This window comes from Micromonospora arborensis (assembly GCF_003205615.1).
Lineage (GTDB): Bacteria > Actinomycetota > Actinomycetes > Mycobacteriales > Micromonosporaceae > Micromonospora > Micromonospora arborensis.
Genome location: NZ_PYBV01000011.1, coordinates 70304 through 85568 on the forward strand (window position 1 = coordinate 70304; position 15265 = coordinate 85568).

At 72.8% G+C, this 15265-nt stretch carries 14 protein-coding genes; 4 read left to right on the forward strand and 10 right to left on the reverse strand.

The window, feature by feature from the left end; translation table 11 throughout:
• Positions 1–16 precede the first annotated feature (16 nt).
• From tsaE to C7C45_RS08260, 5 genes are all read right to left on the reverse strand, one after another.
• Positions 17–499 carry a tRNA (adenosine(37)-N6)-threonylcarbamoyltransferase complex ATPase subunit type 1 TsaE gene (gene tsaE, locus C7C45_RS08240; RefSeq protein ID WP_110563046.1) on the reverse strand — a complete coding sequence of 161 codons (483 nt, stop codon included), beginning with the start codon at positions 497–499 and terminating at the stop codon, positions 17–19.
• Positions 496–1599 (reverse strand): alpha/beta fold hydrolase, encoded by a 1104-nt coding sequence (locus tag C7C45_RS08245; RefSeq protein ID WP_110563047.1) that lies wholly within the window; start codon positions 1597–1599, stop codon positions 496–498. The genes tsaE and C7C45_RS08245 overlap by 4 nt, the downstream gene beginning before the upstream one ends.
• Positions 1596–2714 (reverse strand): alanine racemase, encoded by a 1119-nt coding sequence (gene alr, locus C7C45_RS08250; RefSeq protein WP_110563048.1) that lies wholly within the window; start codon positions 2712–2714, stop codon positions 1596–1598. Before alr ends, C7C45_RS08245 begins: the two co-directional genes overlap by 4 nt.
• Positions 2715–2803: 89 nt before the next feature.
• Positions 2804–4273, reverse strand: a complete 1470-nt coding sequence (locus tag C7C45_RS08255) for an NAD(P)H-hydrate dehydratase (protein WP_110563280.1) — start codon at positions 4271–4273, stop codon at positions 2804–2806.
• 55 nt (positions 4274–4328) lie between these two features.
• A complete protein-coding gene (locus C7C45_RS08260) occupies positions 4329–4697 on the reverse strand; it encodes a holo-ACP synthase (protein ID WP_110563281.1) in 369 nt (122 codons plus the stop codon).
• A 175-nt stretch (positions 4698–4872) separates the two neighbouring features.
• On the opposite strand from C7C45_RS08260, the gene C7C45_RS08265 reads away from it, so the two are divergent.
• Both C7C45_RS08265 and C7C45_RS08270 read left to right on the forward strand, forming a co-directional pair.
• A complete protein-coding gene (locus tag C7C45_RS08265) occupies positions 4873–5169 on the forward strand; it encodes a hypothetical protein (RefSeq protein WP_110563049.1) in 297 nt (98 codons plus the stop codon).
• Positions 5166–6758, forward strand: coding sequence for an alpha/beta hydrolase (locus C7C45_RS08270; RefSeq protein ID WP_110563050.1), 1593 nt, complete (start codon positions 5166–5168; stop codon positions 6756–6758). The genes C7C45_RS08265 and C7C45_RS08270 overlap by 4 nt, the downstream gene beginning before the upstream one ends.
• A 4-nt stretch (positions 6759–6762) precedes the next feature.
• Here C7C45_RS08270 and glmS read toward each other — a convergent pair whose 3' ends face one another.
• Positions 6763–8676, reverse strand: a complete 1914-nt coding sequence (gene glmS / locus C7C45_RS08275; protein WP_110563051.1) for a glutamine--fructose-6-phosphate transaminase (isomerizing) — start codon at positions 8674–8676, stop codon at positions 6763–6765.
• A 603-nt stretch (positions 8677–9279) separates the two neighbouring features.
• Here glmS and C7C45_RS08280 point away from each other — a divergent pair.
• Complete coding sequence (locus tag C7C45_RS08280; RefSeq protein ID WP_110563052.1) at positions 9280–9939, forward strand: MmpS family transport accessory protein; 660 nt, start codon at positions 9280–9282, stop codon at positions 9937–9939.
• A 39-nt stretch (positions 9940–9978) separates the two neighbouring features.
• Positions 9979–11175: a pyridoxal phosphate-dependent aminotransferase gene (locus C7C45_RS08285; protein WP_110563053.1), complete on the forward strand. Its 1197-nt coding sequence runs from the start codon at positions 9979–9981 to the stop codon at positions 11173–11175.
• 72 nt (positions 11176–11247) lie between these two features.
• Here the strand turns inward: C7C45_RS08285 and glmM are convergent, their stop codons facing one another.
• From glmM to C7C45_RS08305, 4 genes are all read right to left on the reverse strand, one after another.
• Positions 11248–12606 carry a phosphoglucosamine mutase gene (gene glmM, locus C7C45_RS08290; protein WP_110563054.1) on the reverse strand — a complete coding sequence of 453 codons (1359 nt, stop codon included), beginning with the start codon at positions 12604–12606 and terminating at the stop codon, positions 11248–11250.
• 116 nt (positions 12607–12722) lie between these two features.
• Entirely contained in the window at positions 12723–13190 is a 468-nt protein-coding gene (gene rpsI / locus C7C45_RS08295) for a 30S ribosomal protein S9 (protein WP_110563055.1), read from the reverse strand.
• A gap of 20 nt (positions 13191–13210) precedes the next feature.
• Positions 13211–13654: a 50S ribosomal protein L13 gene (gene rplM, locus C7C45_RS08300; protein ID WP_053653864.1), complete on the reverse strand. Its 444-nt coding sequence runs from the start codon at positions 13652–13654 to the stop codon at positions 13211–13213.
• A 209-nt stretch (positions 13655–13863) separates the two neighbouring features.
• Positions 13864–15246 (reverse strand): MFS transporter, encoded by a 1383-nt coding sequence (locus C7C45_RS08305; RefSeq protein WP_110563056.1) that lies wholly within the window; start codon positions 15244–15246, stop codon positions 13864–13866.
• Between the last annotated feature and the right edge of the window lie 19 nt (positions 15247–15265).

Here is a 15265-nt window from a genome sequence, read left to right on the forward strand (position 1 = left end):
TACGACAGCCACCGACCTAACCCAGGTCGGCGAGCCGCCGGGCCCAGTCCCCACCGATCGGATCCAGCTCGACGATCCGGGTGTCGTCGTCGCGGCGGTCGATGCGAACCCGCAGGTGCGCGTCGACGAGTTGCTCCACCAGGCCCTCGCCCCACTCCACCACCGTGACCGAGTCGTCGACCGAGGCGTCGAGGTCCAGGTCGTCGATCTCGGCGCGCGGATCGGTGGCGTCACCCAACCGGTACGCGTCGGCGTGCACCAGGGCCACCCGGCCGCCCCGGGACGGATCGGGACGGTGCACCCGGGCGATCACGAAAGTCGGCGAGGTGATGTCCCCGACGACACCGAGGCCGGCGCCGACGCCCTGGGTGAGCGCGGTCTTGCCGGCGCCCAGCGGGCCGGTCAACAGCACCAGGTCACCTGCTCGCAGCAGCCCGGCCAGGCGCCGGCCGAACTCCCGGGTGTCCTCGACGGTCGGCAGTTTGACGACGTGACTCACCGTTCCTCCGGCTCTCCAAGTGACTCGAGGAACCGCGCAAGCGCGGCGTTGACCTCGTCAGCGTGCTCCAGCATCACCACGTGACCGCTGTCCTTGATCTTGACGAACTCGGCGTGCGGCAGCCGCCGGACGATCTCCTCGGAGTGGGTCACCGGGGTAATCATGTCCTTGTCGCCGACCACCACCAGCACCGGCGTCGCGGCCAGCGCCGCCAGAGCCGGAAAGCGCGAGTGGGTGGCCAGGGTCCGCAGGTAGCGGGTCACCGTGTCGGCCGACGTCCGAGAGTTCATCATCTCCACGAAGGACACGAGCGCCGGGCTGGGCTTGCGGGTGCCGAAGCCGTACTTGCGGGTCAGCAGCCAGGCCACGTTCGACGTCGACTTGCGGGCCTTGTCGATCACCGGCCCGCCGTACCGGGTGGCGTTGCTGACCATGTAGAGCACCGGGCCGCCGACCCGGCCGAGCAGCGCGGGCGCGACCAGCTTGGTCTCCGCGATGAGCCCGCCCGAGGTGGCCATCAGGACGGTGCCCACCACCCGATCACCGAACAACTCCGGAAACAGCTCGGCGAACGCCATGATGGTCATGCCGCCCATCGAGTGGCCGACCAGGACCAGTGGCCCGTCCGGGGCGGTGCGGTCGATCACCTGGCGCAGCGTCTGGCCGAGCACCGTCAGGTCGTACTCTCCGGTCTCCAGCCGGCCGGACCGACCGTGACCGGGCTGGTCGTACGACACGATCCGGTGGTCACCGCGCGCGGCGAGCATCTGGCGCTGGAAATGGAACGTCCCCATGTCCAGGCAGAAGCCGTGCACCAGCACCACCGTCGGGTGCCCCGGCACCGGCCTGGTCGGCTCGACCACCTCGACGTGGATGTCCGTGCCGTCCGGCAGTGCGAGACGGAACGCCTCGTCGTACCGCTGCTCGCCGAACGTCTCGTGCGCGTAGCGGTCGGTCGGGTCGGTCTTGAGCCGGCGGACCAGGGTCCGCTCGGTCGCGACGCCGGCCGCCAGACCCGCCGCGGCCACCCCGACCGCGGCGCCGACGATCCCCGCGACCCGGCCCGCCGCGGTCCGCGGACGCGGAATGCGATAGCTCATGCCCGCTCGCCGTCGTAGACGCGCGGCACCCGGGTACTGCCGAACCGGGTGACGATCTCGTAGTTGATCGTGCCGACCGCCTCGGCCCAGTCGTCGGCCGTGGGCTCGCCGTCGGCGCCGCTGCCGAAGAGCGTCGCCACGTCGCCGTCGGCCACCGGGTCGTCGCCGCAGTCGAGCACGAACTGGTCCATGCAGACCCGCCCCGAGATCGTCCGCCGTACGCCGCCGAGCTGCACCGGCCCGGTGTTGGAGGCGTGCCGGGGAACCCCGTCGGCGTACCCGAGCGGCACCACGGCCAGGTTCGCCTCGCTCGACGTGGTGTAGGTGTGGCCGTAGGAGACGCCGGTGCCGGCGGGCACCCGCTTGGTGAGCATCACCCGGGCGCGCGCGGTCATCGCCGGCCGCAGCCCGTACGTCTCACCGGCCACCGGGGAGAGCCCGTAGATGGCCAGACCTGGACGGACCAGGTCGAAGTGCGTGTCCGGGCGGGTCAGAGTCGCCGCCGAGTTGGCCAGGTGTCGCCAGCGCGGGCGCAGTCCGGCCCGCTCGACCATGGCCAGCCCCTCGTGGAAGACGGCCACCTGACGATCGGTGGTGGGGTGGCCGGGCATGTCCGCGTACACGAAGTGGCTCCACACGCCGACCACCTCGACCAGGCCGTCGGCCTGCGCCTTGGCGGCGGCGTCCAGCAGCGCCGGCCAGTCGGCGACGGTCGCCCCGCCCCGGGAGAGCCCAGTGTCGATCTTGAGGTGCAGGCGGGCGGGGCGTCCGGCGAGCCGGCTCGCCTCGATCATCTCGTCCAGCTGCGGCAGGCTCGCCGCGCCCAGGTCCACCCCGGCGCTGACCCCGTCGTGCAGCGGCAGCCCAGGCGCCAGCAGCCAGGCCAGCACCGGCACGGTCACCCCGGCCCGACGCAGGGTGAGCGCCTCGTCGAGGGTGCAGACACCGAGCCAGTCCGCCCCGGCGTCGAGCGCCGCGCGGGCGGCCGGCAGCATGCCGTGGCCGTACCCGTCGGCCTTCACCACGGCCATCAGCTCGGCCGTGGTGCCGGAGCGGAGCGTGCTCACGTTCTCGCGGATCGCGTCAAGATCGACGCGTACCTCGGCCTGCCACATGCGCCCAGCCTACTTTCCGCCGAGATCACCGCGGGCGGCGACGCACGTCCCGGGCAGTCGATCCGATCGTCCCGCCTGGAACCGACCGATCAGCCCAGCCGGGCGACGACCGGGCGCAGGGCGGTCACCACGTCGGGCGCGGTCACCGGCCCACCCCGGGCCGCCTCCCGGCCGGCGAGCCCGTGCAGGTACGCGGCCGAGGCCGCGGCCCGTTCGGCGGGCACCCCGGCCGCCAGCAGTGAGCCGAGCAGCCCGGCCAGCACGTCGCCGGTGCCTCCGGTGGCCAGTGCCGGGGTGCCGGTCGGGTTGACGTACGCCCGACCGTCCGGCGTACCGATCACCGTGCGGTCCCCCTTGAGCAGCACCACCGCGTTCATCCAGGCGGCCAGCCGCAACGCCGCGCCGACCCGGTCGGCGCCGGGCTCCTCCCCGCAGAGTCGGGTGAACTCCCGGTCGTGCGGGGTGACCACGATCGGCGCGTCCCGACCCCGCAGCCGGTCGGCGAGCGAGCCGTCCACCAGCAGGGTCAACGCGTCGGCGTCGAGCACCACCGGCACCGAGGTGGCCAGCACGGCGCGCAGTTCGGCAGCCGCGTCCGCACCGGTGCCCAGCCCGGAGCCGCAGACCCAGGCCTGCACCCGACCCGAGTCGGCGACCCGCCCACTGGCGATCACCGACGGGTGCTGGTGCAGCACCTCGGTGCGGGCGCCGCCGGCGTAACGGACCAGGCCGGTCGGCCCGGCCAGAGCGCCACCCACGGAGAGCACCGCCGCACCCGGGTAGGTCGCCGAGCCGGTCGCCACACCCACCACTCCCCGGGTGTACTTCTCCGAGGCCGGGCCCAGCTTCGGCCACCAGTCGACCAGGTCGGACCACTCGGTGACCCGGAGCGCCGGGGTGCCGCGCAGCCACGGGCGCAGCCCGATGTCGACCAGCTCCACCTGCCCGGCCAGGGCGGCGGCCGGCCCGACCACCAGTGCGGGCTTCAGCGCGCCGAAGGCCACCGTCACGTCGGCGCGGACCGCGGTGGGTCGGCCGGACGCGGACAGCGGCACGTGGCCGGTGTCCACCGCGACCCCGCTCGGCACGTCCACCGCCAGCACCGTGGAGCGGTCGCCGTCGCGCCCACGCAGCTGGCAGAGACCCCGGACCACCTCGTCCGCGTTCGCCCGCAGACCTCCGGTGCCGCCGATGCCGACGATGCCGTCGAGGACCAGGTCGACCGGGCCGGTCGGACGGTCCACCAGTCGACCGCCGGCAGCTCGCAGCGCGGCCAGCCCGGCGGCGTGTGCACGCCCGGGGGTGAGGAGCAGGGCGGACACGTCGACACCCCGGCGGGCCAGTCGTTCCCCGGCGTACAACGCGTCGCCACCGTTGTCGCCGGAGCCGACCAGCAGCAGCACCCGACCGCCGTAGACTCCGCCCCGCTCGGCGAGCAGCAGCGCGGCACGGCGGGCCAGCCCGGCGGCGGCCCGCTGCATCAGCGTGCCCTCCGGCAGCGTGCCCATCAGTCCCGCCTCGGCCGCCCGTACGTCGGCCACCCGCCACACCGATCTCATGCCACCGTGTCCCATTCCGTTCGAGGGTGGACCCGATCGGCCCGCCCGGCCGACGTCACCGTTCCGCGACCACCATCGCCGACGCGATCCCCCCGTCGTGCGACAGCGAGAGATGCCAGTGGTTGACCCCGCGGGCGTCGGCCGCCGCCGCGACGGTGCCGGCGACGGTCAGCCAGGGACGGCCGTCCGGGTCGGACACGATCTCGCAGTCGTGCCAGTGCAGCCCGGCCGGAGCACCGAGCGCCTTGGCCACGGCCTCCTTCGCGGCGAACCGGCCGGCGAGCGACTCCGGGGAGCGCGGGTTGCCGGAGCGGGTGTGCCGCTCGGCTGTGGTGAAGAGTCGGTCGGCGAGCAGCGGCGTCCGTGCCAGGGCCCGGGCGAACCGGTCGACCAGGACGACGTCGATGCCGACAGCGACGATCACCACACCACCCTACCGGCGGCCGAGGCCGCAGATTAGCCGTCGGGCCCGCCGTGGGCAACGCCTGTGGACACGCCGGGGTACGGCCCACCGCCGGCTGTCCACAGGGCACCGCGGGGTCGCCGGGGCCGGGCCTAGCGTCAGCTCGTCGATGCCGATCGTCCACGGGGGTGTGGTCATGAACGATGAGCCGTTCGCTGTCCGGCCGGAGGAGCTGCGGGCGGTTGCCGTCAGCCTCGACGACGAGGCGCACCGGCTGGCGTTGGGTCTCGCGGGGGCGACCGGGCTGCTGGTGGTGGCGCCCGAGTGGCGAGCTGGCTCAGCTCTGGCCGGGTTGGAGGCAGCCGGGCATGCCTGGTTCTGCCGGCTGGGCGCCCAGGTCGCGGTGGCCTCCGGTGGGGTCCGGGAGGCGGCCGAGGCGTACGAGACGGTGGACGACCGGGCCGCCGACCGCTTCGCCAACCTGCCCCGGTGACCGTCGGCTACCGGCAGCTCTGGGCTGCCGATCCGGGCGGATGGCGGGTCGCCGGGGCGGCCTGGGCGGGGCTGGTCGGGCCGGTCGACCGACGCGTCGACGAGCTGCGTGGGGCCGCTGGGCGATTGCGGGGCGATTGGTCCGGTGCGGCCGCCACGGCGGCTGACGCTCGGTTCGCCGGTCTGGCCGACGAACTGACCTCGGTCGCGCCCGCGCTGATCGAGGTCGACCAGGTGCTGTCCGACCTGGCCGGACGGCTGACGGTGGCGAAGGCACGGCTCGCCGCAACGGTCGCCCAGGCGGACGCCGCCGGGCTGATGGTGGACCGCGCGGGCGGGGTGCACATCGATCCCACCCGGGTCTCACCCACCGAGCGGGCCAGCGTGGCGGCAGCCCGGGTGGCGGCGGCCCTGCGCGACGCGCTCGACGGGGCCGGGGCGGCAGATCGGGCCGCCGCCGACCGGTTGGATGAGTTGGCCCGGGCCGCCGACTCCGGCTGGGCCTCCCCGCCACCGCCGGGCCGGCCGGCTGCCGGTGCCGCACCGGCGCTGGTCCGCGCCTGGTGGTCCGGGTTGACACCGGCGCAGCGACGGTGGCTGATCGGGCACGAGCCGGCCCTGGTCGGCCGGTTGGACGGGTTGCCGGTGGCCGCCCGTGACCAGGCCAATCGGCTGCGGCTCGGGGTCTGGCGCGAGGAGTTGCTGGCTGAGCGGCGACGCTTGCTGGCTCGGGTGCCGCCGGGGCCGCTCACGTCGATCCGGCTGCACGGGTTGGCCGGACGGTTGGCCGGCCTGGACGCGCTGGCCGGGCGGCTGGCGGCCGGCGGGGAGCCGCGGGCGTACCTGCTCGGGTTGGATCCGGCTGGTGAGGGTCGGGTGGTGGTGGCGCTCGGCGATCCGGACCATGCCGACCGGGTGCTGACGTACGTGCCGGGGATGACCTCCGGCCTGGCCGACGCCCCGGGTGAGCTGGGCAGGGCGGCGCGCGTGCTGGACCGGTGCGTCGAGCTCGCCCCGGGTGAGCGCAGCGCGGCGGTGCTCTGGTTGGACTACGACGCTCCGGACTTCCTGGGCGAGGCCGCCTCGGCCGGCCAGGCCCGGGACGCCGGCCCGGCGCTGCACCGCTTCCAGGAGGGGTTGCGGGCCAGCCACGAGGGGCCACCTGCCCGGCAGACCGTGCTCGGGCACAGCTACGGGTCACTGGTGGTGGGAGTGGCCGCCCGGGAGCACGGGCTGGCCGCCGACGCGCTGGCCTTCGTCGGCTCACCGGGGGTCGGTGCGTCGCACGCCGCCGAGTTGGGCGTGCCACCCGGGGAGGTCTGGGCGAGCAGCGCTCCTGACGACGTGATCCGTGCGGCCCGCCCGCCGGATGAGCTGGGCCGACGGGCCCTGCTGGGTTCTGCCCCGCTGGCGGCCGTGCTGGGTTGGCCCAACCGGACCGGGCACGAGCTGTGGTTTGGTCACGACCCGTCAGATCCCGGCTTCGGCGGCCGGGTCTTCGACAGCGGGCGGGGCGGGCACACCGGTTACTGGGACCCGGGCAATCCCGCGTTGGACGGGATGGCCCGGGTCGTCCTGGGCCGCCGCTGAGGGCTTACTCGACGGTGACCGACTTGGCCAGGTTGCGGGGCTGGTCCACGTCGTGCCCACGGGCGGCGGCGATCTCGGCGGCGAGCACCTGCAGCGGCACCGTGGTGACGAGCGGGGCCAGCAGCGTCGGCGTACGCGGCACGTAGATCAGGTGGTCGGCGTACCGGACGACGGCCTCGTCACCCTCCTCCGCGATCACGATGGTCCGCGCGCCGCGCGCCCGGACCTCCTGGATGTTGGAGACGACCTTGTCGTGCAGCATTCCCCGGCCGACCGGCGAGGGCACCACGCAGATCACCGGGGTGCCCTTGTCGATCAGGGCGATCGGGCCGTGCTTCAGCTCACCGGCCGCGAAGCCCTCGGCGTGCATGTACGCCAGTTCCTTGAGCTTCAGCGCTCCCTCCAGGGCGACCGGGTAGCCGACGTGCCGGCCGATGAACAGCACGGTGGGCTCGGACTTCAGCTCCCGGGCCAGCTCACGGACGGGCTCGATCCGGGCCAACAGCTCGCGCAGCTTGCCCGGCATCTCCTGCAGTTGGGCGACCACCGCGCCCACCTCGTCGGCGAACTTGATGCCGCGCACCTGGGCCAGGTGCAGGCCGATCAGGTAGCAGGCGACGAGCTGGGTGAGGAACGCCTTGGTGGAGGCGACGGCGATCTCCGGCCCACCGTGGGTGTAGAGCACGGCGTCGGATTCACGCGGGATGGTCGAGCCGTTGGTGTTGCAGATCGCCAACACCCGGGCCTTCTGCTCCTTGGCGTGGCGCAGCGCCATCAGGGTGTCCATCGTCTCGCCGGACTGGGAGATCACCACGATCAGCGTGGACCGGTCGAGGACCGGGTCGCGGTAGCGGAACTCGCTGGCCAACTCCACCTCGCACGGGATCCGGGTCCAGTGCTCGATGGCGTACTTGGCGACCATGCCGGAGTGGTACGCGGTGCCGCAGGCCACGATAAAGATCTTGTCGACGTCGCGCAGATCCTGGTCGCTGAGGCGAACCTCGTCGAGGGCGATCTCACCGGTTTCGGTGAGCCGGCCGAGCAGCGTGTCGGCGATGGCCTGCGGCTGCTCCTCGATCTCCTTGAGCATGAACCAGTCGTAGCCGCCCTTCTCGGCCGACGAGGAGTCCCAGTCGATGTGGAAGTCCTTGCCGGTGGCGGGCTGGCCGTCGAAGTCGGTGATCTCGATGCTGTCACCGGTGATCAGCACGATCTGGTCCTGGCCCAGCTCGACCGCTTCCCGGGTGTGCTCGATGAACGCGGCCACGTCGCTGGCCAGGTAGTTTTCCCCGTCGCCCCGGCCGACCACCAGTGGCGAGTTGCGCCGGGCACCGACGACCGCGCCGGGCACCGAGGCGTCGACGGCGAGCAGGGTGAAGGCGCCTTCCAGCCGCTGGCAGACCACGCGCATCCCGGCGGCGAGCAACTGCGGGCTGTCCGGCTGACCGGCGGCGCGCAGGTCGGCCAGCGCGGCGGAGAGCAGGTGCGCGGCGCACTCGGTGTCGGTGTCGCTGGTGAACTGGACGCCGTCGGCCTCCAGCTCGGCGCGGAGCCTGGCGAAGTTTTCGATGATGCCGTTGTGGATCACCGCGACCCGGCCGTCGCCGGCGACGTGCGGGTGGGCGTTGCGGTCGGTCGGGCCGCCGTGGGTGGCCCACCGGGTGTGCCCGATGCCGGTGGTGCCGTCACCGATGCCGATCGGGCTGGCCGCGCAGGAGGTCGGGTCGTCGGCGGCCCGCTCGGACAACACCTTCTCCAGGTTGGCCAGTTTGCCGGCCTTCTTCTCGGTCAGCAGCTGGTCGTCGCAGACGATCGCGACGCCCGCCGAGTCGTAGCCGCGGTATTCCAGCCGCCGCAGCCCGTCGAGGACGATGCCGAGTGCGGGGCGTGCGCCCGCGTATCCCACGATTCCACACATGGCTCGCAGCCTAACCCAGTTTCACTCATCTTGGGTGCTCGAAAGTCGGGTTATCAATCACGGAATCTGAGCGATCGGTGGGTGGCGGCTCGCAACGGGACGAGCTTCCCGGCTCGCCCAGTGCCCCAGCCTCGGCGGACGGGGTTGCGGCGGGCCTTTGGAGTACGAAAGTCTCTCGGCGGGTTCGGCGTGCCCGTCCACGGCCCGTTCGTCCCATACCCACTCCCGCCCGGAGCAGCCATGTCCGACGCGCCCCCGCCCGAGCCGTCCCCCTCCTCCCCTCCGGACCCGCCGTCGCCCCCACCACCACCGCCGGATCCGACGGCGCAGCCCGCCTCGGCTCCGTTGCCGGTGCCCGACCCGTTGGCCCCGGGCCAGCCGTGGGCACCGCCGACGCCCTGGACACCGACCCCGTGGACACCACCTCCCCCGGCCGCACCCTGGACGCCGACCCCGTGGGCCCCGTCTCCGCCGGCCGTGCCCTGGACGCCGGCCCCGGGGGCGGCCCAGTGGACCCCCGAACCGTCGGCGCCTCCCGGGCCGCCGCCGCCCGACGACTCGGGCCCGGCACCCGCCGGATCGCCGCCGCCGGCAGGGTGGCCCATGCCCGCCGCACAGCCACCCTCCGCAGGCTGGTCGCCACCGGCCGGCGGATGGCCGCCGCCCGGCTATCCACCGCCGTACGCCTACCCCGGGCACCCACAGATCAGCGGCAGTCCGGCGACGGACAGCGGCCGGGTCGTCGGGATCGTCATCGCGGTCTTCGCGGTGCTGGTCCTGATCATCTGCGGCTGCCTGTGCGCGGGTGGCCTGCTACTCAACAGCGACAGCCCGGATCCGGTCGCCGACGACCCGTACGTCCTTCCCGACGACGACTGGACCGGACCCACCGCCGGGCCGCTCATCCCGGAGCGACCCACCGCGCCGCCGCCCACCCGGGCACCCACCCCCACCAAACAGCCGATCACCGCACCGACCTCGGGGCCGGCCCCGCTGACTGTCGTCTACGAGGTCACCGGGTCGGGTACGGCGGACATCGCGTACTTCGACGCCGAAAGCGACCTCATCCACGTTGACGACACGAAGCTGCCCTGGCGCACCACCATCAGGACCAACGGCCAGAGCCGGGTGATGGTGGAGGCCACCTGGCCCGACATCGACTATCACGGACCACTCGACTGCACCCTCACCGTCACCGGTGTCGGCAAGCCGGTCGTCGACAAGACGCGGGGATACTGGCGGACCACCTGCTCGGTCGAGTGAGGCTGGGGTTCACCCCGGGGGCACCCGTAGGCTGGCGCGGTGACGACGAGCACCGATGTCGACCCGCTGGTGGCCCGGATGCGCCCCTTCGGCACGACGATCTTCGCCGAGATGTCCGCCCTCGCCACGCGGACCGGCGCGGTCAACCTCGGCCAGGGCTTCCCCGACACCGACGGCCCACCGGAGATGCTGGCCGCCGCCGCCGAGGCGCTGCGCGGCGGGCAGAACCAGTACCCGCCCGGGCCGGGGATTCCCGTCCTCCGTGCGGCGGTCGCGGCCCATCAGCGGCGGTTCCACGACCTGGAGTACGACCCGGACAGCGAGATCGTGATCACCGCGGGCGCGACCGAGGCGGTCGCGGCGAGCATCCTCGCCCTCTGCGAACCGGGCGACGAGGTGGTCTGCTTCGAGCCGTACTACGACTCGTACGCCGCCTCGATCGCGCTGGCTGGCGCGGTCCGGCGGCCGGTGACCCTGCGCCCGGCGGCCGACGGCCGGTACTCCTTCGACCCGGCGGCGCTGCGCGCGGCGTTCGGCCCGCGCACCCGGCTGGTGCTGCTGAACTCACCGCACAACCCGACCGGCAAGGTCTTCGCCCCGGCCGAGCTGGCGCTGATCGCCGAGTTGTGCCAGGAACACGACACGTACGCGGTCACCGACGAGGTGTACGAGCATCTGGTCTTCACCGACGCGGCGCACCCGCACGTGCCACTGGCCACCCTGCCCGGGATGCGGGAGCGGACGCTGCGCATCTCGTCCGCGGGCAAGACGTTCTCCTGCACGGGCTGGAAGGTCGGCTGGGCGAGCGGCCCGGCGGCCCTGGTCTCGGCGGTGCTGCGGGTGAAGCAGTTCCTCACCTACGTCAACGCCGCGCCGCTGCAACCGGCGGTCGCCGTGGCGCTGGCGCTGCCGGACGACTACTACACCGGTTTCCGGGACAGCCTCCAGCAGCGGCGTGACCAGCTCGTCGACGGTCTCACCGACGCCGGGTTCGCGGTGCTCGACTCGGAGGGGACGTACTTCGTCACCGCCGACATCACCGCCCTCGGCGGCCGGGACGGGGTGGAGTTCTGTCGGTCGCTGCCGGAGCGCTGCGGCGTGGTGGCGGTGCCCACCCAGGTCTTCTACGACGACGCCGACGCGGGCCGGCGGCTGGTCCGCTTCGCCTTCTGCAAGCGGCCCGAGGTGTTGGCCGAGGCGGTCACCCGGCTGCGCGCCTTGGCCCCGATCGGCTGACCCAGCAAGTCGCTGTCCGGAGGCTGTGGAGCTGATGTCACAGACGATTCAGCTCCACAGCCTCCGGCTTACCTAGGACGCGACGGGGCTGGCGGTGCGGACCAGCTCGGCGATCCGCTCGGCGACCGCACGGGCGGTCGCCTCGGTGGCCGCCTCGACCATCACCCGGACCAGCGGCTCGGTGCCCGAGGGGCGCAGCAGCACCCGCCCGGTCTCACCCAGCTCCGCCTCGGCCCGCTCGACCTCGGCGCGGACGGCCGGTGCGGCGGCACCGACGGTCCGGTCACCGACCGGAACGTTGATCAGCACCTGGGGCAGCTTGGTGACGACCGAGGCCAACTCGGCGAGAGACTTGCCGGTGGCCGCCATCCGGGCCATCAGGTGCAGGCCGGTGAGCACACCGTCGCCGGTGGTGGCGTGCGCGGGCATGACGATGTGGCCGCTCTGCTCACCGCCGAGCGCCAGCCCGGAGGCGCGCAGAGCCTCCAGGACGTACCGGTCGCCGACCTTGGTCTCGATCAGCCGGATGCCCTGCGCGGACATGGCCAGCCGCAGGCCGAGGTTGCTCATCACGGTCGCGACGAGTGTGTCCTGGGTGAGCGTGCCGGCATCCCGCATGGCCAGCGCGAGGATCGCCATCACCTGGTCGCCGTCGACCTCGTCGCCGTCGGCGCTGACCGCCACGATGCGGTCGGCGTCACCGTCGTGGGCGATGCCCAGGTGCGCGCCGTGCTCGACGACGGCCTCGCGCAGCCCCTCGATGTGGTTGGAGCCACAGTCGTCGTTGATGTTCAGCCCGTTCGGCTCGGCGTTGATCGCGATGACCTCCGCGCCGGCTTCCCGGTAGGCGACCGGGGCGACCTCGGCGGCGGCGCCGTTGGCGCAGTCGACCACGACCTTGATCCCGTCCAGCCGGTGCGGCACGGCGCCGACGAGGTGCTGGACGTAGTGGTCCGCGCCGTCGAGCAGGTCGTGCACCCGACCGATGCCGGCGCCGGTCGGCCGATCCCAGGCGGTGGTGGCGTTTGCCTGCACGGCCGCCTCGATCTGCATTTCGATCTCGTCGGGCAACTTGTGCCCGCCGGCGGCGAAGAGCTTGATGCCGTTGTCCGGCATGGGGTTGTGCGACGCGGAGAGCACCACGCCGAGGTCGGCCTTGGCCTCGGCGGTGAGGAACGCCACCGCCGGAGTGGGCAGCACGCCGACCCGCACCACGTTGGCGCCGGCACTGGTCAGCCCGGCGACCACGGCGGCCTCCAGCATCTCGCCACTGGCCCGGGTGTCGCGACCCACAACGGCCAGCGGCGGGTGGCTGCGGTCCGTCTCGGCGAGTGTGTGCGCGGCGGCCACCGCGAGCGCCAGCGCCAACTCAGGCGTGAGATCCGCGTTTGCCCGCCCGCGTACGCCGTCCGTGCCGAACAACCGACCCATACCCGCCAACCTCCGATGCGCACTGCCGATGTGGAGAAAGCGGAACGGCCGGCCACCTCCCCGCGCAGGGGGAGGCGGACCGGCCGTCCGTCAGAAGTACAACGCGCTGGTGAAGATCAGCGCTTCGAGTACTGGGGAGCCTTACGGGCCTTCTTGAGGCCGTACTTCTTGCTTTCCTTGACCCGGGCGTCCCGGGTGAGGAAGCCGGCCTTCTTCAGGGCCGGGCGGTCGTCCGGCTCGTTGACGATCAGCGCCCGGGCGATGGCCAGCCGCAGCGCACCGGCCTGGCCGGTGGTGCCGCCGCCACGCAGGTTGGCGATGACGTCGAACGCCTCGGGCTTCTCGGCGGTGACCAGCGGGTCCTTGATGAGCTGCTGGTGCACCTTGCTCGGGAAGTAGGCCTCGAGGTCGCGGCCGTTGCAGGTGATCTTGCCGGTGCCCGGAACGATACGGACCCGGACGATGGCCTCCTTGCGCCGACCCACGGTCTGGATCGGGCGGTCACCACGCGGCGCGCGGGCGACGGGCGCCGGCGCCTCGGTGGCCTCGGGGGCAACCTCGGTCTCGGTGGTGATGTCGGTCATGCTGCTTCCTTCGCCCGCGCTCACTGCGCGATCTGCTTGATCTCGAACGGCACCGGCTGCTGCGCGAGGTGCGGGTGCTCGGCACCGGCGTAGACCTTCAGCTTCTTGATCAGCTGACGGCCGAGCTTGTTGTGCGGGAGCATCCCCTTCACAGCCAGCTCGATGGCGCGCTCGGGCCGCTTGGTCAGCAGCTCGTCGTAGCCGATCTGCTTCAGACCACCCGGGTAACCGGAGTGGCGGTAAGCGACCTTGGTCTGGCGCTTGTTGCCGGTCAGCGCAACCTTGCCCGCGTTCACGATGACGACAAAGTCGCCCGTGTCGACGTGCGGCGCGAAAGTCGGCTTGTGCTTACCACGCAGCAACGTGGCGGCGTGGGTGGCCAGGCGGCCCAGCACGACATCAGAGGCGTCGATGACGTGCCACTGACGCTCGATCTCACCCGGCTTCGGGCTGTACGTACGCACAGGTCTACCTTGTCTCGTCGTCGGTCTGGGGTCGCGCGCCGAGGTGACCAGATCTTGCAGGCCGGACCAGCGCGCACGAACGACCAAGCGTACCTGATGGGGCACGCCTCTGGATGTCGTACAACAGCAGGCAACGATACCCGGCGCGGTGTCCGCAGGTCAAAACGGGGGTGGGGTCTCGCGCGACGACGCGCCGACCGTGGCCCAGCTCACACGCCGGCGAGGCGATTTGCCCTCGGACGACGGTAGACGGCCCAGGTGACCGCGAAGCACAACGCGTACCAGCCGATGAAGGCCAGGTAGGCGGCGTCGGCGTTGCCCGAGCCGAGGAACGACTGCCGGAACGCGATGTTGACCAGCACCCCGCCGGAGGCCCCGATCGCACCCGCGATGCCGATCAACGCGCCGGTCATCCGTCGCGCCCAGCGCGCGGCGGCCTCCGGGTCGCGCCGGCCCGCAGCCACCGCGTCCGCCGCTCGGGCCCGGAAGATCGCCGGGATCATCTTGTACGTGGAGCCGTTGCCGATACCGGAGAAGACGAAGAGGGCGAGGAACCCGGCCAGGTAGAGCCCGAACGAGTGCTCCCGGGCCGCGTACAGCACGGTGGCCGCGCCGGCCGCCATCGCCACGAAGTTCCAGAAGGTCACCCGGGCCCCGCCCAACCGGTCGGCGAGGTGACCGCCCAGCGGCCGGATCAACGAGCCGACCAGCGGGCCGAGGAAGGTCAACCAGGCGGCGTCGACCGGAGTGGGGAACCGCTCGGCGAACTGGAGCTGGAGCACCTGACCGAAGGCGAAACCGAACCCGATGAACGAGCCGAAGGTGCCGATGTAGAGCACCGACATGACCCAGGTGTGGGGGTCACGGGCCGCCTCGCGCAACGCGCCCGGCTCGTTGCGCGCCCCGGGCACGGTGTCCAACCAGCGGGCCGCGGCCAGCGCGGCCAGCACGATCAGCGGCAGGTAGACCGCCGGCACCAGCCGGGGGTACGCGGCACCGGCGGTGGCGAGGACCGCCAGCCCGACCAACTGCACCGCGGGTACGCCCAGGTTGCCGCCGCCGGCGTTGAGCCCGAGGGCCCGGCCCTTGAGCCGAGCCGGATAGAAGAGGTTGATGTTCGCCATCGAGGAGGCGAAGTTGCCGCCGCCGACCCCGGTGATGCAGGCGAGCACCATCAGGGTGGTGTAGGACACCCCGGGCTCCAGCAGCACCGTCATCGGCACCGTGGGCACCAGCAGCAGCAGTGCGCTGATGATCGTCCAGCGCCGCCCGCCGAAGCGGGCCACCGCCAGCGTGTACGGCAGCCTCAACACCGCGCCGAGTGCCGCCGGCACTGCGGTGAGCAGGAATTTCCCGGCCGGGTCGATGCCGTACGCGGGGCCGAGGAAGAGCACGGTGACCGACCAGAGGCTCCACACCGAGAAGCCGACGTGCTCCGCGAAGATCGAGACCCAGAGGTTGCGCCGGGCGATCGGGGCACCCGTCGCCTGCCAGAAGTCGGGGTCCTCGGGACGCCAGTCGTCGAGCCGACGCCCACGCCCGGTGGCGACCGACGGTGCGGCGGTGACTGCGGTGCTGGTGAGCGTGCTCACGGCGGCTCCTCCTCGTCGA